This is a genomic window from Aeoliella straminimaris (assembly GCF_024054565.1).
Classification (GTDB): Bacteria; Planctomycetota; Planctomycetia; order Pirellulales; family Lacipirellulaceae; genus Aeoliella; species Aeoliella straminimaris.
The window spans coordinates 1-18,336 of record NZ_JAMXLR010000076.1 but is presented as its reverse complement, the minus strand read 5'-3'; the positions used below and the strand labels follow the sequence as shown (position 1 = coordinate 18,336).

Annotated in this window: 16 protein-coding genes and 1 riboswitch; of the genes, 4 read left to right on the top strand and 12 right to left on the bottom strand. The window is 55.8% G+C overall.

What is annotated here, in order from left to right; genetic code table 11:
• Positions 1-120: 120 nt before the first annotated feature.
• From NG895_RS21775 to NG895_RS21765, 3 genes are all read right to left on the bottom strand, one after another.
• The gene (locus NG895_RS21775; RefSeq protein ID WP_252854651.1) at positions 121-1,089 is read right to left on the bottom strand and encodes a type II secretion system F family protein; all 969 of its coding nucleotides are present in this window, start codon (positions 1,087-1,089) and stop codon (positions 121-123) included.
• A 78-nt stretch (positions 1,090-1,167) separates the two neighbouring features.
• Positions 1,168-2,136, bottom strand: coding sequence for a type II secretion system F family protein (locus NG895_RS21770; protein ID WP_252854650.1), 969 nt, complete (start codon positions 2,134-2,136; stop codon positions 1,168-1,170).
• 43 nt (positions 2,137-2,179) lie between these two features.
• The gene (locus tag NG895_RS21765; protein ID WP_252854649.1) at positions 2,180-3,505 is read right to left on the bottom strand and encodes a TadA family conjugal transfer-associated ATPase; all 1,326 of its coding nucleotides are present in this window, start codon (positions 3,503-3,505) and stop codon (positions 2,180-2,182) included.
• Positions 3,506-3,964: 459 nt separating this feature from the next.
• On the opposite strand from NG895_RS21765, the gene NG895_RS21760 reads away from it, so the two are divergent.
• Positions 3,965-4,663 carry a PEP-CTERM sorting domain-containing protein gene (locus NG895_RS21760; RefSeq protein ID WP_252854648.1) on the top strand — a complete coding sequence of 233 codons (699 nt, stop codon included), beginning with the start codon at positions 3,965-3,967 and terminating at the stop codon, positions 4,661-4,663.
• 117 nt (positions 4,664-4,780) lie between these two features.
• Here NG895_RS21760 and NG895_RS21755 read toward each other — a convergent pair whose 3' ends face one another.
• The 5 genes from NG895_RS21755 to NG895_RS21735 all read right to left on the bottom strand — a co-directional run bounded on the left by NG895_RS21755 (position 4,781) and on the right by NG895_RS21735 (position 10,444).
• Entirely contained in the window at positions 4,781-6,022 is a 1,242-nt protein-coding gene (locus tag NG895_RS21755) for a response regulator (protein WP_252854647.1), read from the bottom strand.
• Positions 6,023-6,200: 178 nt separating this feature from the next.
• Positions 6,201-7,997, bottom strand: a complete 1,797-nt coding sequence (locus NG895_RS21750) for a type II and III secretion system protein family protein (protein ID WP_252854646.1) — start codon at positions 7,995-7,997, stop codon at positions 6,201-6,203.
• 161 nt (positions 7,998-8,158) lie between these two features.
• Entirely contained in the window at positions 8,159-9,223 is a 1,065-nt protein-coding gene (gene cpaB, locus NG895_RS21745; protein WP_252854645.1) for a Flp pilus assembly protein CpaB, read from the bottom strand.
• Positions 9,224-9,400: 177 nt separating this feature from the next.
• Positions 9,401-9,976, bottom strand: coding sequence for an A24 family peptidase (locus NG895_RS21740; RefSeq protein ID WP_252854644.1), 576 nt, complete (start codon positions 9,974-9,976; stop codon positions 9,401-9,403).
• Positions 9,977-10,261: 285 nt separating this feature from the next.
• The gene (locus NG895_RS21735) at positions 10,262-10,444 is read right to left on the bottom strand and encodes a Flp family type IVb pilin (protein ID WP_252854643.1); all 183 of its coding nucleotides are present in this window, start codon (positions 10,442-10,444) and stop codon (positions 10,262-10,264) included.
• 222 nt (positions 10,445-10,666) lie between these two features.
• Positions 10,667-10,754, bottom strand: a riboswitch (cyclic di-GMP riboswitch).
• 353 nt (positions 10,755-11,107) lie between these two features.
• Here NG895_RS21735 and NG895_RS21730 point away from each other — a divergent pair.
• Complete coding sequence (locus NG895_RS21730) at positions 11,108-11,968, top strand: prenyltransferase/squalene oxidase repeat-containing protein (protein WP_252854642.1); 861 nt, start codon at positions 11,108-11,110, stop codon at positions 11,966-11,968.
• 15 nt (positions 11,969-11,983) lie between these two features.
• Complete coding sequence (locus NG895_RS21725) at positions 11,984-13,018, top strand: DUF362 domain-containing protein (protein WP_252854641.1); 1,035 nt, start codon at positions 11,984-11,986, stop codon at positions 13,016-13,018.
• A 55-nt stretch (positions 13,019-13,073) separates the two neighbouring features.
• Here NG895_RS21725 and NG895_RS21720 read toward each other — a convergent pair whose 3' ends face one another.
• Positions 13,074-14,432 carry an MFS transporter gene (locus tag NG895_RS21720; protein ID WP_252854640.1) on the bottom strand — a complete coding sequence of 453 codons (1,359 nt, stop codon included), beginning with the start codon at positions 14,430-14,432 and terminating at the stop codon, positions 13,074-13,076.
• Between the two features lie 292 nt (positions 14,433-14,724).
• Here NG895_RS21720 and NG895_RS21715 point away from each other — a divergent pair, with 292 nt between their 5' ends.
• Entirely contained in the window at positions 14,725-15,876 is a 1,152-nt protein-coding gene (locus NG895_RS21715; protein ID WP_252854639.1) for an SIR2 family protein, read from the top strand.
• Between the two features lie 231 nt (positions 15,877-16,107).
• On the opposite strand, the gene NG895_RS21710 is transcribed toward NG895_RS21715, so the two are convergent.
• From NG895_RS21710 to NG895_RS21700, 3 genes are all read right to left on the bottom strand, one after another.
• The gene (locus NG895_RS21710; RefSeq protein WP_252854638.1) at positions 16,108-16,926 is read right to left on the bottom strand and encodes an HNH endonuclease signature motif containing protein; all 819 of its coding nucleotides are present in this window, start codon (positions 16,924-16,926) and stop codon (positions 16,108-16,110) included.
• 74 nt (positions 16,927-17,000) lie between these two features.
• The gene (locus tag NG895_RS21705; RefSeq protein WP_252854637.1) at positions 17,001-17,186 is read right to left on the bottom strand and encodes a hypothetical protein; all 186 of its coding nucleotides are present in this window, start codon (positions 17,184-17,186) and stop codon (positions 17,001-17,003) included.
• 127 nt (positions 17,187-17,313) lie between these two features.
• Positions 17,314-18,336 (bottom strand): phage major capsid protein (locus NG895_RS21700; protein ID WP_252854636.1); only part of this gene is annotated, 1,023 nt, incomplete at its 5' end.

Here is an 18,336-nt window from a genome sequence, read left to right as displayed (position 1 = left end):
GTGGGTAGAATACCCCGCCGTGAAGAGGCGACACGTTGGCAGGCCGCATGACGGATGACCGATGGATCAACCGTTGCGTGACATGGCCCTAGCAAACCCGGACCAACTGCGAAAGTCGATTTATTGACTGCCCGCCTGCATCGCTGGGAACATTTCGTTGATCATCGTGATGGCCGCAGGGCCAACCAGGACCACGAAAATGGCCGGGAAAATGAAGATCACCAGCGGGAAAATCAGCTTCACCGCTGTTTTGGCGGCCTTCTCCTCGGCCATCTGACGTCGGCGAGTTCGCATGGAATCGCTTTGCACACGCAGAGCCTGCGCCACGCTCGAGCCGAACTTGTCGGCCTGAATCAAAATGGCTGCCAGAGCCTTCAGATCGTCGACACCGGTGCGTTGCCCCAATTCGTGCAGCACGTCGTTCCGAGCGGCACCCATCTGCAGTTGAAGATTCGACAGGCGGAACTCTTCGCTCAGCACCGCGTAGCTCTTCTGCATTTCCTCGGCCACTTTACGCATGGCCTGATCGAGACCCAAACCAGCCTCAACGCACACGACCATCAGGTCCAAGGCATCAGGCAAACCAAAAAAGATACAGTCCTGACGGCCCTTTTTCCGGATCCAGGTCACTGCATCGGGGAGATAGAACATGATTCCCGACACGCCCACTGTGTACATCAACGACTGGGCACTGATTCCCTTCAGGTAGAGCATCGTGCCGCCGCTGACGAAGAAACCGAACAGGAGGCACAAGAACTTAGCGCCCAGGAAGATGGTAGCGGCATTTTCGCCGCGATAACCCGCGTGCTGCAATTTCTGTTTGAGCTTGCCGGCCTCTTCCTTTGTCTTCGGCTGCAACGGCGCCGACAACTTCGGCGAAGCCTTGGCAATAAGCTTCGAAATTGGATCGGACTTCTGAGCATTGCCTTGACGGATGTTTCCGCGGGAGTCCTTGAACTCGTCCAACCGTTCTTCGGCCCGTGAACGTCCACCAGCTCCGAGGAATTCCATGGCAGCCCACACACCGGCGGCCACACACCCGAAAATGGCAAGCTGAGTCAAAAGTGTGCTACTGATGAAGGCGATCATAGTTGAGTCGAGGGGCTAGCGGACGGAGGACTGGGGCTTTCGGGGATCACTCGTCCCACACCCCTGGAATCTCGATCCTTACACACGGATGTTCACAATCTTACGAATCACGATGGCACCCAATAGCTGCATCACCAAACCGCCGACAAGCATCTTCTTGCCCAGGTCGTCGGTGAACAACAGCATCAGGTAATCGGGATTCATGCGATACACTGCGACGAATAGCGCGGGCGGAAGTGCCAAAAGCACGATACCGCTCAACCGCCCTTCGCCAGTGAGAGCTTGGACTTGCCCCCAAATCTTGAACCGTTCGCGAATCAGGCTACCGATCTTGTCCAGGATCTCGGCTAGATCACCACCCGTTTGACGCTGCAATACCACGGCGGTGGCGAAGAACTTCAGGTCCAAGTTGGGAATTCGTTCTGTCAGGTTGCCGAGTGCTTCTTCCAACGGCATGCCCAGGTTCTGCTCTTCAAAGGCTCGATTAAACTCAACCGCAATGGGAGCCGACATTTCCTGGCCAACCAGATTGAACCCCGCCGCCAGACTGTGACCGGCTCGGAGAGCACGCGAGATTAGCTCCAGTGCCTCGGGAAGCTGCGCAGCAAACTTGTTCAGTCGCCGTTTACGTTTCATGATCAGCCACATGAAGGGCATGAAGCAAAGTACCACCGCCACGATTGGCGCAAACTTCATGGGCATCCCGGCGGCCGTGGGCAATGCGATACCAACCGCACCGGCACCGGCAACGATGGCAAGAAATTTGCCAACCGTCATGTTCACATCTGCCTGTTCAAATAGCAGATTGAGGTTCAGGTAGTTGCTGATCATCTGCTCGAAGGCACTCTGTGTGCCTTCGCGCGAGGCGTTCAGTATCTCGCTGGTGATAGAAGCCTTCTTGCTGTCGTCATCCTTCGAGCCAACGGTCAGTGCACTGAGTCGCTGGGCAACCTCATCCTCGCGGTCGCCGCGATACACTGCTGCAATACCCGCCACCAATGCCGCGACACCGGCAAAGACGCAAATGTATACTATCCAGACTGACATGGGAGCTTCTGGGTTGGGGGTTTCTAGGATTGAATGGCTCGACTCAGTCTCGCAACATCACGCGTTCGCGGAAGGTGCTTGCAGGCAGTCGCACTCCGGCGGACTCCAGACGGTCCATGAACGTCGGACGTATTCCAGTCGAGACAAAATGCCCGATGCAGCGGCCGTTCTCGTCAACTCCGTCCTTGACGAATTTGAAGATGTCCTGCATCACGATTGTATCTTGTTCCATACCGATAATTTCGGTGATGTGCGTCACCTTACGAGGGCCACCTTGCAAGCGGTTGCTCTGCACGATCAGATTCACGGCGCTGGCGATCTGCGATCGCATGGCCTTCATCGGCATCTCAAAGCCCGCCATCATGATCATCGTTTCCAGACGGGCAATGGCATCGCGAGGCGTATTGGCGTGGCACGTAGTCAGCGAACCATCATGGCCCGTGTTCATCGCTTGCAGCATGTCAAGCGTCTCACCACCACGGCACTCACCAATGATGATCCGGTCGGGACGCATACGCAGCGAGTTCTTCACCAGGTCGGTCGCGCTGATTCGACCCTTTCCTTCGATGTTTGGAGGACGCGTTTCCAACCGCACGACATGATCTTGCTGCAGTTGAAGCTCCGCCGCATCCTCGATGGTGACAATTCGATCGTCATTCGAAATGAAGCTCGAAAGCGTGTTCAGTAGCGTCGTCTTACCCGAACCAGTACCACCGGAAATCAGAATATTCAGTTTTGCCTTCATCGCTCCTTCGAGCAACATTACCATTTCAGGCGTCAGGCTTTTGTAGTTCAGCAAGTCCTCGAGCTTCAGGGGGTTGGAACCAAATCGACGAATTGTCACGCTTGCCCCGTCCAAAGCAAGCGGCGGGATGATCGCGTTCACACGCGAACCGTCCGGCAGACGAGCGTCGACCATGGGGCAGACTTCATCCACACGCCGTCCAACTCGTGAGACAATACGGTCAATAATTTGCAACAAGTGTTTGTTGTCGCGGAAGACAGTCGACGTCTTGACCAGCTTCCCGCTCTTTTCGACATAGACATTCTTCGGCCCATTGACCATGATTTCGCTGATCGTCGGGTCTTTGAGCAAAAGCTCCATCGGCCCCAGACCGAATGTCTCGTCCAGAACCTCTTCGACCAGTCGGTCGCGTTCGTTGCGATTCAGAAAGGTGTCTTCGGTGTCGCAGAGGTGCTCGACCACCAAGCGAATTTCTCGACGCAACACGTCGCCCTCGAGTTCGCCGACCCGAGATAGGTCGAGCTTGTCGACCAGCTTGGTGTGGATACGTCGCTTGATGTTCTCAAACTCGGCCTCACGGTCCTGTTGGGACAGCATGGACGAGCCACCTGCTGAAGCGCTCATAGGAATTTGGTCAATAGAGGTAGATTGGCAAAGTACGAGCTGAAATGGGGATCCCAGCACCCACTGGGAGGCTTTCTGTCTAAGCGTAGCTCAAAAGCAGCACCGTGCAGGTGGAGCGGTTGAGATTGGGGATAACAGACCCCTGGTGCTTAGTAGAGAGGGTGGGTTATTCGTGCCGATCGTAAGAAGTAGGCCCATTTTCTCGGGTTTCCGAGCATTCCCAACTTATCCTCCGCTGAAAGAAACACCCCTCCTAAGAGGGGATCACTCTACTTGGCCCGCGTCGATTAAACCTCCGAATCTTAACGCAAAAAATCGTTGCGACTCTCCCAACGCCTCACTACACTAGAACTCAAGAGGCGGGGTCGCGCACCTGCGGCTTCTGGCCGAGGTCCCCCTTCAGGGCCTCAAAAACGTAGTAACACACCTTGGAACGGCTTTCGAAAGGCTGGGAGTCTAATGACCCGTCAATACCTGACCGCCCTTGTTGCGGTCGTCGCAGTCATCGTTCTACCTGCGACAGTTCGCGCTGGCATGATTGAAATCAGCATGGCCGGCACGAGTCTTACTTATTCTGATCCGACTCCCGATGGCGCTGGCTCGGGAAGTCTCACGGACTCAGGTACTCCCACCGATGCTTTGAGCAGCTTAACCGTGGTCGAAGACTCCAACACGCTGGGTGTCTTGGTTGACCCCGCGCCGAGCTTGGCCTACGACCTCGAAGTCACAGACATTCCTTCGATCGAACTGCCTGGTCCCAATGGCACCACGGCTGTCACCGCGCCCGCCGGCGGATCGTTCGAGTTGCTGGTGGATGGATCGTCTGCCCTGGCTTTGGACCTGGAGAGCGTGAATGTCGTTTACTCTCGAGTGAATAGCAGCTTCTTCGACATCCGCTTCATGTTTGTCGGAACTGTAGGCGCCATTTCCTCACAAGACCTGCCGTTTGGTGTGCAGATCGGCGAACCTGTGTCGCTCACGTTCAACGTGCAACAGACTGCCACGCCCACCAATGACGGTACTTACCTTACCAGCTATGTTGGCAACGGCACCGGCGTAATTTCCTCGGAGCGCGTTCCCGAGCCTTCCTCGCTGCTGCTAATCGGAATGTGCAGCGTGGCTGGCTTGGCCATCACTCGTGGTTTGAAGCGAAGCTAAATCAATTTGATCGAGGCTGCGGATCAACCAGCTGAGCACATTCATACAAGCGTAAAGCGGGGGCAAACCAATCGGTTTGCCCCCGCTTTTTATATGTATGATGAAGTCCGTTTGGGGTCAGTCGGCGGTGGCTACATCTCCCGATTTACTCGACTTACCGCCTGGCCAAAGCCCTAGCCAACTCGTCTTCTTGGAAGGCATCTCTTGCTCCGAAGCCAAGGCGTCATCGCCGCTCAGAGCTGCAGCCAGCTGAGCTATAGACTGAGTGATCATCGCCTTGGGAGCCTGCTCAATGAGCGGCACCCCATTGTTGCGAACCTCGACCATCACACGATAGTCGTTCGGCAACTGCCAGTAGACCTCATGTCCCAAGGTGTCCTGTGCCTTGCGAATGCTGATCTGACCGGCTCCATGCCCAACCCGATTTACCACCACCCGCAGCTTTTCCTTGAGACCTTCGGTTTCGCCAAAGGCCATCATCAACCGCACCACATTTCGCAGACACGGCAGATCGAGCTGAGTCACCATCAAGATATCGGTCGCCATCTCCATGGCAAACATATCGAGCCTGGTAAACGACTTCGAAGTGTCGATGATCAGGTGCGTGAAGGTGGCCTTCAACAATCCGAACATGCGCTGCATGTCGTCGGTCGAAATATGGCGTCCATCCTCCAGGGCGACCGGGCGGGGAAGCAGGTACAGGCCCGAACTATGCTTGGTGAGCGATCGTTTGAGCAGGGTAAAGTCGAGACGCGACACATTCTGTGCTACGTCGCTTAATGTGTACTCCGGAATCGTATCGAGAAAGACATCAGCATCGCCAACCGCCAGATCTAAATCCACCAGTACGACGCTGTTCTCCGGATTGCTTGCCAGAGCACATCCCAAGTTTACCGCCAGGCTCGTGGAGCCGACACCACCGGTGGCGCCGGCAACGGCGATAACCTTGCATCCTCCGCTACCACCACTAATGCTGGATCCAAATTTGCCGCGAGCGATGCGATGTAACGCTGCGGCCAGTTCCTCTGGCCTCACGGGGTGAGTAAGGAACTCCTTCGCTCCTGCCCGCATGGTTCGCAGAATCAGGCTTCCGTCGGTAGAACTGCTAGAGACCAGCACGGCCATCTCAGGGTGCGTCTGCGTCAGCGATTCAACCAGCTGGACGCCAGCTTCGGGATCGCCGTCGAGATTCACGAGCCCAACGTCCGGATTAGTCTGTGTTGCAACGTCCGAGAAGAAGGCGTAGCGGGAACACTCCGCCTCCAGCCAAACGGTGTCCAAACCAAGCAGCGTCGATTTCAGTGCACCGCGTGAGGTGTCGTCAGGATCGACGATCGCGATACGTAGGACGTTACTCATGGGAAGCTGACTATTGTTTGTTGGCCCGACGATGTGCGGCGAATCTATGGCGTAGTGAACACGGACGGATTCGTTCCGTCGTCAGAAGCGTAGCTCACATGCGCCGTAATGTACTTCCCAATGGCAAATTCAAGACCATTTATCATGTCACTCCATTGGGACCGACAGCAACCCGCTACTACTCCACGTCATATCCCACAGGACCTATCAATCCGCCACTTCCGGCAGAATCGGAAGAGGTGGGGGATGGAACGGCAGGTGGTGTCGACGGGCCTGCCGCACGGCGGTAGTTCGCCGTACGAGGCGTGTTGTAACCGCCCGGAATCTCGCCAGGCAGAGCGGCCTTTCTGAGCCGATCGCCGCCTGCAGGGATTAGAGCGCCAGTATCCGGCATCCGCAGTTCGCCGTGCATGGGAGCGTCGGCTGGAGTCGGAGTGCTTTCCCCGCCGTAAGGCATTGGCTCGGGAGTCATGATCTGCTCGCCTGGCAACATCGAACCGGAGTAGCTGCCTGGCTGGCCAAAAGTTCCATCGTTACAATCCGCGCCAGTGTTGCATCCCCCCTGACATCCCTGTGCACAAGGTCCATAGGCATTGGGCACTTCCAAGTGGCCGCCCCAATACAGGGTGCAATTGTCCGGCGACATAGATCCCATACCAGGTCCACATGGCGGCACTTCGTGCGGGTCCATCGCGTCGACGAATTCTGGCGTGACGAGAATCAGCAATTCGATCTCGTTGACTTCCTCTTCCACTTTGCGGAATGGAACCCCAAGCACGGGGATATCCGACACAAATGGCAGGCCGCGGTGTACGGCTTCTTTCTTACGTTGGATCAATCCCGCGAGGGCAAAGGTTTGTCCAGCACGCATCTCAACGGCCGTGTCGGCCTGGCGGACGCGGAAGCCAGGAATGGCTTGGTTCTGCAGGACGATGCCAATACTGTCGTCAATGGCACTCACGCGAGGACGAACCTCCAGGCGAATGTTACCATTCCCCAGTACAATTGGCAGAAAGTCGACCTGCGTACCAAACGGCTTGAACTCGATACTGCTCGTGCCCAAACTCTGCGGCACCAGGATCGGGATTTCACCACCTTCGAGAAATTGTGCTGGCCGACCGCTCACCGAGACAATGTTCGGCTCAGCAAGAATCGTAGCCAGGTTGTTCTGTTGTAGTGCATCGAGGAACCCAAAGAACGAATCCCCGCCGTTAACCAGACCGAAGGCGAATGTCTCACCGGTCGAAGTAACCGCCCGCTCTGCGCTATCGAAAGTCCCCACGAGGCCACTAATGCTATTGACCGCAAAGTCGCCGCCACTGCCGAAAGCAGCCCAGTCAACGCCGAGTCGACGCAACTTCGTCCGAGAGACCTCGAAGACCTTCACCTTCAGCAATACCTGCTGCACGCCACCAACGTCCAAGGCGTTGATCACCTTTGGAGCGTAGTCCTCAGCAAGTCGCATGATCGGACCTACGTGGTCGGGACTATCGACAAAACCAGTGAGCATTAGGCTCTGGCTATATTTTCGAACTCCCACTGAGGAGTTGGGGAACTGCGCCCTTAGGGCGTGTTCCAGTTCCTTTACGTCGCCATAGATGATCACGTCTAGCGAGTGGAGGGAATTGTTCTGATCCCACAGATTGATCTGAGTAACGCCCGGCTTCTTGGCGGACACCTGAATCTGCGTGGCTGACAACGGCGTGACCGTCACCAACTCTGGATTATTGACCTGAACCCGAGGGATTTTCATGTCCAGCGTCAGAATGCGACTGGCATTAGCAGTCATCTCTAGCCGCTCGCTCTCGCGGCTGATATGCCGGATGATGTTAGGCGTGGTGAATTCAGCGGAAGCCGCTGAATGCTCCTGGCCTTGCGCCAAATGCGTGGCCGTAACGGCCCACGCACAGGCCATCACGCCTGCAATCCATGAAAGAGCAATGCGACCGAAACACGGCTGAATATGTTCGTACATCCCTGTACTTCCTTATTTTCTGGCCGCCAGCAGGCGACTCGAGTCCCCCAGCTACAACTGGGCGACTCACCCCCGTTCACATGCCCGCTACTAATCACCGAATCCCTGGCGATTGCCACCGACATGGGCGATCGAAGTGATCGCCGGTAGTTTGCCTTAACTCAAAAATTTATGGGGAACGCTGCCCCAAACTCTTCCTGCAATTCCTCCGCAGGAGAAACTTCCCCCTGCCTAGGCTTGCTAACCGAATTGCTGGCCGGATTTGTGGGCGCATGCGCCCCGCCCATCAACGGCTGGTTATCCTTGCCATCGCGAACTGGCTTTCCGGTAAACGGATCGAACTCCATCTCGCGGACCTGATCGGCTTCGAGGATGGTCATCACGAATGGCGGTCGCTCTTCGGTTGCTTTCTTGACTTGGGCGAACAAGCCGCCAAAGAACCCGCTTTCCGAATTGTCCTCACCAATCCGCGGTCCCTGCTCGAGTTTACGAGAATTGTGCGAACTCGATTCGCCAAACAGTTCACCGATGTCAGTCTCGATATCCTGCGTCACCGTTTCGTCGCCAGGACTTCGCGGAATCAGATTCAGTTCGCCAACCTGCTCCGCCAAAGCAACCTTGTTGGCTTGCTCGGGGGTCAGCAGCAACGAAACCGTCTTCGCAATGCTTCGTCCTTCGCCTCCGTCAGCAGCCCGCTGAACGGTCTGGTCGACCGCGAAAATGCGAATGTTCTGCAAGATCACGCGAGTTCGGGCAGTAGGGAATCCTTGCGCAGGGTTACGGGCAACAAACAATTGCAGGTCGACTCGGTCGCCGGGGCTCAACAAGCCCGCAGCACTTTTTTCGGCGTCGACAGAAATTGTTTTCAACCGCATTCCGGGCGGAATATGGCCAATCGGGTCGTAAACCTCGCCTTCGGCCAAAAGCTTGCCTTCCAGAATGGGCTCTCCTTGGATAATCGTCGTACGAGGACGACGATTCTCGAGCTCGTCGAACGACTGGATGGCTCCCTGCGGAACCTTGTCTTTGGGCCAATCCTGCAACGATACCATCGACTCATCAATGGGATCGTTGAGGTTAATATTTACCGTAGCGACATAGATCGACTCGGTCTCATAGGAGACCACTTTCTCGCCGCTCTTGTCCATCACCTGGCTTATACCAATCGACGCAACCAGGCCGCAGCCGAGTGCAAGCGCAAGTAATAGAAGTGACTTAGGTCGCATCGGATCCCCTTACGGTTTTTGGGGCGAGACGCCGTGCGAGCGACGTCAAGCCAGGTTCAATTGTGGCGGCACGACCACCATCCGCGCACGGTCGCGGCATGGGAACCTTGTCGCTTTCTTCGGCAGGATCATTCGATCCGGTCCAGGAAAATGTCTAATGTGGGGTGCTAGCTGTGGTTAAACCAATAGTCCGGCCCAGCCAAAGTACATGATGGTGCCGATAGCGATCGGAATGCCATAGGGGAGCAGCTTCATGCGGGGCTTCCGCTCGGCTGCAATCTCCGCCAACTTTTCGGGATCACGCACCACCATGATCTCGTTCCAGATACTCCAGAACTGAGCATAATGTTTGTTCCAGGCACCACTCATCAGCACCATGACCACGGCCAGGATGCCGCCAACCACGGCCGCCACGGCGAAGGAGTAGAGAGTTACTTCTACCCACATCCATGCACCGATCCCGGCCATCATCTTCACATCACCAGCTCCCATACCGCCAATGGCGTAAGCCGGCAGCAGGGTTGCCAACCCAACCACGGTACCCATCAAGCTGTAGCCCAAACCTTCCCAGCCCGGATAGGCACTGAGGGTAAAGCTGTAAACCCAACCGAGCACAATCATGGGATAGGTCAGCGCGTTGGGAACTCGCAATTGAATGCCATCAATCACGGCCATCACGATGATCGTGACCGTGACCAACCAGACGTGCCAGTGGGTTGCCAAAGCGTCTTGCCATACAGCCAAATCGAACATGGGAGAGTCTCGCGAAATTCGTGGTCATTGCTTCTAGTGCTGTGCCAAGTGCCGTTTTCAGTACCGATAACGCACTTGGCGTGGCTCCGCCTGGGGGCCACACGCGAAAACATAGCTCACGAATTTGGTGTCTACCTTCGGTTGTCGGCCAAATGAGTGGAAATATTCTGGGTTGTCCCAACGTTGCGGTGAGCCGCCCAATAAAAAATCCCCCTCACCGGAATACCGATGAGGGGGATGCGCGATACATGGGTCACCTTAGGGTGCAAGCCCGGGGGCCAATCACTAGCTGGCGGAACCTAGTTCGGTGGCCACCGATTGGAAGGTGCTGTTGGCATTGGTTCCGATCGAACGAATCGCTGTCAAGCAGACGATCACGATCAGAGCCAGCATCACCGCGTACTCAACAGCGGTGGGGCCATCTTCCGACTTGAGGAACTGTTGTACTTTCTGGGCGAACTTCTTCATAGCATCCTCCGGGTTGATGCTGACCGTCGGGCCAGCACCCTAAAGTTGTCAGGAGCGGTGTAGCTCCCGGTTGACGACCTCGAGGTAGTACCCCTATTGCTTTGGACAATAGGGCGAGCCTGGGTGTACTACCAACGGGCCAAAAAACAATTAGCGTTTGCGTACCATTTGTCGTCAATCGCTTCATGCTAGCGGTCGCCTTTCGGCGGCCCGCCATCGTCCTTCGGCAGCCTGGCTGCCAACTGTCGATTAGACAAGTTGGTCCGTGGCTTTGCGTCCCAGCCTCACGACTGGTTTGCCTTTGTCGAGAATGATGACGCAACAGGCTCTAAGTCGGCCAAAAAACAATCCACCGAGGTGAATCGAATTGTGCGTAAAAATACGTTTCTGATGAGTCCTTCACGATAAGTTCCGCATTCGGCTTCGCGGTGCGTTGTGTGTTGCACGCTCGTCGAACACTTGAAACCTATGTCAGCTTCACTCGAAGTCAAACGGCTTGAGCTTTTTTTTCGAACTTCAACGAAATAGCCCTGAAACTAGCGAACGGCGCTGGTTATTTCTCTCAGCAATCGGGGCGGAAGGTGACGCAAAAAGCGGCTTGCTAAGCTTACAGGTAACCTACGTTTGATTGGGCTTTGCGGAACTTGGAAGTATTAAACAATAATGCACTCTTTGATTGACCACATCCAGAAACAGACTCCCGGTGGCTACGCGATGGCCGGACCGCCGGCTTCAGAACCCGTTGCCTGGTCCGCGCTGGTCCTCGTTCAGGCCGGTCGCATCGATGCTGCGGATCAGGCCGCCCAGTGGCTCGTCCAGCAACAGCGACACGACGGTTCGGTACCTGCCTGCAACACACAAGACGGTCCCTACTGGACGACGAGTCTGGCGATCCTCGCTTGGCACCTGGTGGATGCCAAGAAGTACCAATCACACATCGAGCAAGCCGCCACGTGGTTATTGGCCAGTGAGGGCCACACCATGCCACGCGATCCGAATATGGGTCACGACACCACGCTGTTGGGATGGAGTTGGAATCCTGGAACCCACTCTTGGCTCGAGCCCACCGCATTCGCCACCATGGCACTCCGCACGGCCGGCTATCAGGAGCATGCTCGAATGCGTGAAGCCGTCAAGCTGCTGGTCGATCGATTACTACCCGAAGGGGGCTGCAACTACGGAAACACAGAGGTACTTGGGCAGGTTCTGCTCCCCCATCTGCAACCCAGTGCCGTGGTCCTGTGGTCGCTCGCTCCTGAAACTGTAGCCGATCCGAGAATCGAAAAATCCCTGGGACTCATGGAACGCATGCTGCAGCGTCCCACGGGCTGCAGCTCGCTGGCATTCGCGCTGATCGCGTTGACCGCGTGGAATCGTCGGCCCGAAAACGCCGAGCACCTCCTAACCGAAGCCCTGGAACGTACCACCACACGGCAGAGTCCCTACAAACTGGCCCTGCTGGCATTGGCATCCCGTGAAGAGCCGACTTTTGCTGGCACCCCCCAACTGGCAGCTAGTACCTGAGCAAGGTTTCCAGAGATGGCCCGAACCGACCACAATCCGAATACAGCGAATAACGTCGATCGTCGTACGCTCTTGGGCGCGAGTCTCGCTGGTGCGGCTGCATGCCTGGGCGGTCCGGCGATTTACCGCTGGTTGCACCCCCAATCCAGCGTGTTTGTCGCTCGCAATCAAAGATATGATGGCCCTCTGGTAGCAACCATTCGAGATGGTCTCTTGGCCACAGGTCTCGACCCGAAGTGGCTTGCTGGACGAAGGGTGCTGCTTAAACCGAACCTGGTGGAACCGTGCCGGGATCGTCCTCAAATGACCACCAACCCGGCCATGATCGTGGCTGCGGCCGAAGTATTCCGCGGCTGGGGAGCGTCCGTCATCGTGGGCGAGGCTCCCGGACATGTTCGCGATACGGAAATGGCACTCATTGAGTCAGGAGTCGGCGAAGCGCTGGGCGATGGCGGACTCGAGTTTGCCGACCTCAACTATCAAGACGTGGCGTGGCGACCTAACCGCGGTCGGCGAAGCCCGCTGCGTGGGTTCTGGCTGCCGCAAAGCGTGGTCGAGGCGGACCTGGTGGTTTCGATGCCCAAATTGAAAACACACCACTGGGTGGGCATCACTTGCAGCATGAAGAACTTCTACGGTGTATTACCCGGCATCAAGTATGGCTGGCCGAAGAACGTGCTGCACCACGCCGGCATTCCTCAGACGGTCGCAGACATCAACGCCACACTTCCTAAGACCATCTCAATTGTCGATGGCATCGAGTGCATGGAAGGTGACGGACCGATTCTTGGCACGTCCAAGCAATTGGGCATCGTTTTGGTCGGCAGCAGTCTGGCTTCCGTCGATGCCACGGCCGCCCGCATCATTGGACTCGATCCAACGAAGGTGGAATATCTCCGCTTGGCCGTGAGGCGAATGGGCCCACTACAAGACGAACTGATTGAACAACGGGGCGAATCGTGGCAGGAACTTGCTACGCCGTTTGAGATACTCGACAAGCCGCACCTGCAGCGATTACGCATCGCAGAACTCGGACCCCAGGTTACTTGAGGCCCCGACAGACGAATCGAGATGAAGCTTTGGTGCTACAACTCTCAGCTGCGGATTACACGGCTTCGTCCGGCTCGATCTCGCCGGGCAACACTTCCCGCTTGAAGCCCATCAGCAGCCAGAACAGCCCCAGCGACAGCAAGCTACCGAAGGCCCCAGTCAGAAAGAACGCCTGCCAGTCGTACGGCGGTACGACACTTCCTGGAGGTGTCAGGTAGCGGGCTTGCAGCCAACCCGTTACAAGTGCGCCCACTAGGTGCCCCAGACCGGTTGTGACCAACGCCAACAGCCCCTGCGCGGCACTCTGCGTTTGGGGTGTAGCCGCATGATCGACGTAAATGAAGCCCGTTATGTACACAAAAACGTAACACACGCCATGCAACAGGATGCCTATCCACACCAGTAGCATAGGCCACCCCGAGGCGTCGCCAAAAGCCAGACTGACGTAGCGCACAATCCACGCCAGAATGCCGATAACGAAAACGCGTTTGGGCCCCCATCGGTAGAGCAGCATGGGCAAAGCCAACATGCAGAAGATCTCGACGACCTGACCTCCCGATAGCTTGGTGGCTGCATGCGGAATCTGGAGCTTGTTCAGATAGAGATTGGCAAACAAGTTGTAGAACTGTGCCGGCACAGTGGCGCAGAACGACACGAGCAGGAACCGCACCAATCGCGGATGACCACTCAACAACTGCAAACATCCGTCTAATAATCGGCGCCAGGAAGTGGCCGTTCCCAGTGGCGGCGTTTTGGGGAGCGTCAATGCGTATAGAGCCACAATCAGGTGGGCCACGATGGCAAACTTCATCGGCCACGTAGAAGTTTCGACACTTTCAGAACTCTGCTGCCACCACCAGGGAATGATACTCCCAACTATCCACATGGCGACAATCCAACCGACAGTGCCACTCACGCGAATTGCAGGAAAGTATTGTCGCTGTCCCGCCAGGTGACGGAGTGCAATGCTGTAGTTGAGCGTGATCGCGGGAACCGAAAACTGGTAGTACGCAATCATCACCACTAGAAACCAGCCCTGGCTATTGGCCGAGCAGAGCAGCGCCAAAAGCCCCGCACAGGTGAGGTTCATCAAAGCGATCATTCGCTCGGTACGAAACCAACTATCGGCCAGCGCGCCGAACAGCAGGGGCGACACCAACGCGCCGATTGCTCCTGAGATGCCGGCAATGCCGACGAAGGAGGAATCGAACATTCCAGAGCCCTCGGTGCCCGTATTCGCACCGATATAGCTACTGAGCGTGACCGTCCACAGTCCGGGCGGTACGAATTGCAGGAACATTACCGACGAAAGTCGGACCAACAACCAAAAATCGATCTCACTGGCTGTGGCAGATTCCGCAGCGGGGCTGAGAGGTGGATCAACAACCGGCGGCGGGGAAACTGGTTCGCTCACGGCCGGTCGAACTACGCGTACAAACGCTGAATTGCCCGTCAAAGAATCCCCGTCGCAGCCAACGGCATGCGACGGGACAGTAAGTGGAGGATAGCGGGCTCGAACCGCTGACCTTTTGGCTGCCAGCCCGTTCCACAACTCCTCGCACTGCCAACAAGCAACACAACTTGCTAACGGTAGCTAATCTTACCCGCAGGGTAGACGGTTGGCAAGAACTGTCGAGAATTAGCAGGGGTTATTAGGGGTTATGGGGTAATCTACCCCAATTCAGCAGACAGCAGGGGGCGACCACGTGGCAGAGAATTTGCAGAAATCAGACTGTGCGGTGTTCCTTCTCGGCGCCGGGGCGTCGGTCCACTTGGGCTTGCCGGTGATGGTCCAGTTTCTAGACGAAGCCAGGAGGCGGTATTTCGACGAATACGCTGATGAACCGAGTCGAAAACTTGAGTGGGACAGCCTTGGAAGCTTATTGTCGTTTCATGCAGAGTGCCAGGCATCTACTTGGGCTCTTGAGCGAGACTGGAATAACCTAGAGGAGTTATACACGCAAGCAGATCTGCAGAAAGCTGTAGCCACCGCAACAAAAAAAGGAATGACCAAGAAGCAGAATCTCTGCAAAGAACTTGCATGGGCAATTTGGGATGTCTACCGAGCGCCACGCGGCAAAGTGCTTTCTAAGACAATGCATAATTCAAACGTCATTTTGAATCGCGTAAGAAATTCTAAATTGAAGCCAATATTCATCACTACTAACTATGACCTTGGAATAGAGCAAGGGCTGCTTGGCGGCAATGGGAATGTCGAGCGATTCGCCTATCCTGGTTTCCGGCCAAGCCCCAATCAACGCGTTTCATTTACTGGCTCAGACAACGCACTCGAGCTGCAGCTAAGGAAGGAATACGTCCCAGTCATCAAGCTACATGGTTCAGTAAACTGGGAACGAGATGGCAAGAACACAGTAGCATGGTGTACAGAATCGGTCGACCCAGAAACAAGAAAGCCAACTCTCGAATTGGCAATGCATCGTGTTCCACGATCCCGTCTGATAGAAAATGGCCCATTCAACGAGCCGCTCATAGTACCACCTGCTCTCAGTAAAATGTCACCTGACAAGGCTGTCCTTTTTCAATGGCAGGCTGCAGTCGATGCGTTTACACGAGCACGGGAGCTATGGATTGTCGGCTACAGCTTTCCAGCCACAGATCCTTTTATGTTGCGTTTGCTTCATGAGGGACTATCCAAGAATAGCCAACTGGAACGCGTATCAATTATTGACATAAGTTCACAGTCCGATTGGAGGCCAAAACTTGCCATGTTCAACCAGACGTTCAACTCGCGTCGAATCCGCTACTACTCAATGAAGGCTGCACAATTCTTTAGCCTTGCCGCGCTTGTCTCCACGGACTGGTCCGAGATACATGCTCAATTGATGGACGCATCTTAGAGTCTCTATTTCGGTCACCAAGGCAACTCCCCCACACTTCCACTTTTCCCGATTCTGGCGTTGTTCGACCGATTGAGTCCAGCCACGCCCGTCACAATTCGGGCACCAGTCACCTTCGAGGCGACCATCGGTGTCACGCTTTTCACAAGCAGACTGGAACCGCTCATCCCGATTCGGGAACGCAAGAGCCAACAGGCGGTGCAGAAAGTATCGGAGCCACTTTATCACGAGCTACGCCTTGTGGGATTCATCCGGTCCACTGTCATCAACTAGGCTCTTGGTCAACTCGTTAGAAGTAGTCGCCAAGTCCGCTTCAAGCGACTTCATTGTTTCCATGCACCCACGCACACGGAAACCAAAGAATTTGGCTGCACTATCACTGTCTAGATGCCCTCCATCCAGCATCTTCGGTATCAACTGATAGCCGGACACCTCGCCAAGCAATTGTCGTTTCGAGCGTACTATCAAAAGACGTGTTGAAAGTGGCAGAACGTCGCCGTACAGCGTTTCTATTTGTTCAATGTCTCTTAGTACGGTCTCAATTGAGTCGACGAATACGGGCTGCCAGTCTTCGTAGTTACTTCTGGTGTAAACCGGCAGCTGACGAATAATTCGAGTCCAACCATCTTCGTCATCTACGGCGTGTACCTTACCAGTCGCTACCAGTGATCCTCGAAAGACAATGCATGAAAGTTGAATGCTCAGCAAAGCCTCTCTTGCCAATTCAAGTGTTTCAAGTTTCTTAGACTCTTTGACTGGCATATCCTTCATTAAGACCAATCTAGACTCCGCAATCTCTCGCCACGAGCGGTTGTAGAGGCGTATTTCTTCTGCCGAATAACGACGAACGAACCCCCCCTTCGAGTGTGCGTCGCTGTGGCAAAGCAGGCAAGTCACAGCCAGGTTGTCGAAGTCATTATTGGAGGGGTTCTCATCGATGTGGTGAATTTGCACTCTTTTTTCACGTCGGCATATACAACAGGTGTGATCAGAGGCAAACATAACCTCGGCTGCTAGTGTCTCATCAATCTCTACTCGATTCTTAGCCATGAGAACACCTCAATACGGTTTCCGGTACACGCCCATCATAGCGTCCCGGCGAGGTGCCCGTCTGCCCACCCTTACTAGTCCCGCTCAACTTCCAAACCGTCGCTGCCGTCGGCATGCTTGCTGGTTGAATAGCTGGGGAGCTTCCACTTCCGTGCGTTCGTTACCGCTCGATTTCGCCAGTCGTGCTTGCTCCACGTGGCTTGAATCCGTTCGCACGCTGCCCGTATTTCCTCGGGCGTCGGGTCCGGTGTTCCCGCCATAGCTCAACCAGTTCTCGGTTTGTCGGGCGTCACGCATGGAATGACTTTCAAATAGTGCAGCCGCCGGCAACCGGAGGAAGTCTGCCGGCGGGCTGCACAAGGCGAACGCTAGGAACGCCGACTAGAGTTAGCTTGCCGTCACGCCAGTGAGTTTCGTGAAGAATTGCGGCTTGATGAATGCGGTGTCCATGCGGATGTAAGCCCGCACCCACACCAGCATTTGAGACACGGCGTTGTATTCGGTGCTTTCCGAATCAACGGCCGAACCTTGGCGAAGAATTTCAAACCGCATACCGCCAGGCTTCACGCCCATGATGGCTTGCGTGAAGTCGCCCACAATCATGCTGGTTGCACCTGCCGATGCTTCCAGGCTGGTGGTGCTCATCCGTCGCAACTGCGATGCCCACGGCGTTGGCATCAGCGGTTGGTTTGTCGTGTCGGTCAAACCATCGTAGGTGGCGAAGTCTCGAGGGTTGGCAATCCAAGCCAAACCGGTTGCATCTTCGCCGGGATAGTTGGCAGTGAGAATATCTTCGATGGCGGCCGACACTTCGACGTAGTTCGCCGGGGTGCCAACGCTCGATTCCTCATTGACGCCGGTTTCGTTGAGAATGCCACCGGGCTCGCCACTGGAAGCGGTACCGGTCAGTGCAGCTTGGTCCATCTTCAGTGCCAGCGATGCCGCGATGGTGCTTTCGATGATGTCCACAATGTTGGGGGCATCTTCGACTAGCTCCACCGTCAACGGAATTAGTACCGCCAACGTTCGCAGCTGCATGTTCTTGGCCGAGAATGTAACCTCGGATGCTGTGACGGGCACGCTTTCATGCCGCCAATAGCTCGTGGGGTCGCTAGCCACGCTCGCCAGCGTCAGAGTCCGGCCATCGGTGATAGGCACGGTAACAGCACCAGCACGGCTTACAACACTCTTGGCTCGGGCTAGGTCATAAACCTGATTGCCGAGCCGCTCGGACAGTAGGAAGCCTTTGGAGTCGCTGCCACCGGGCACCAAAGCCGCAGCCATCTTGCCATCAATGAACCGATCCGAGCCGGTAATGGCGTGATGAATCACAGCACCGATAGACGGCGTTTCCTCGTCTCGGTTGCCGCCACCCATGAACTCGATTTCGCGGCCGTCGCCGAGTGCCAC

Coding starts and splice junctions, on each gene's coding strand:
- NG895_RS21775 (WP_252854651.1), bottom strand. CDS start 1,089: ATGATCGCCTTCATCAGTAGCACACTTTTGACTCAGCTTGCCATTTTC.
- NG895_RS21770 (WP_252854650.1), bottom strand. CDS start 2,136: ATGTCAGTCTGGATAGTATACATTTGCGTCTTTGCCGGTGTCGCGGCA.
- NG895_RS21765 (WP_252854649.1), bottom strand. CDS start 3,505: ATGAGCGCTTCAGCAGGTGGCTCGTCCATGCTGTCCCAACAGGACCGT.
- NG895_RS21760 (WP_252854648.1), top strand. CDS start 3,965: ATGACCCGTCAATACCTGACCGCCCTTGTTGCGGTCGTCGCAGTCATC.
- NG895_RS21755 (WP_252854647.1), bottom strand. CDS start 6,022: ATGAGTAACGTCCTACGTATCGCGATCGTCGATCCTGACGACACCTCA.
- NG895_RS21750 (WP_252854646.1), bottom strand. CDS start 7,997: ATGTACGAACATATTCAGCCGTGTTTCGGTCGCATTGCTCTTTCATGG.
- cpaB (WP_252854645.1), bottom strand. CDS start 9,223: ATGCGACCTAAGTCACTTCTATTACTTGCGCTTGCACTCGGCTGCGGC.
- NG895_RS21740 (WP_252854644.1), bottom strand. CDS start 9,976: ATGTTCGATTTGGCTGTATGGCAAGACGCTTTGGCAACCCACTGGCAC.
- NG895_RS21735 (WP_252854643.1), bottom strand. CDS start 10,444: ATGAAGAAGTTCGCCCAGAAAGTACAACAGTTCCTCAAGTCGGAAGAT.
- NG895_RS21730 (WP_252854642.1), top strand. CDS start 11,108: ATGCACTCTTTGATTGACCACATCCAGAAACAGACTCCCGGTGGCTAC.
- NG895_RS21725 (WP_252854641.1), top strand. CDS start 11,984: ATGGCCCGAACCGACCACAATCCGAATACAGCGAATAACGTCGATCGT.
- NG895_RS21710 (WP_252854638.1), bottom strand. CDS start 16,926: ATGGCTAAGAATCGAGTAGAGATTGATGAGACACTAGCAGCCGAGGTT.
- NG895_RS21705 (WP_252854637.1), bottom strand. CDS start 17,186: ATGGCGGGAACACCGGACCCGACGCCCGAGGAAATACGGGCAGCGTGC.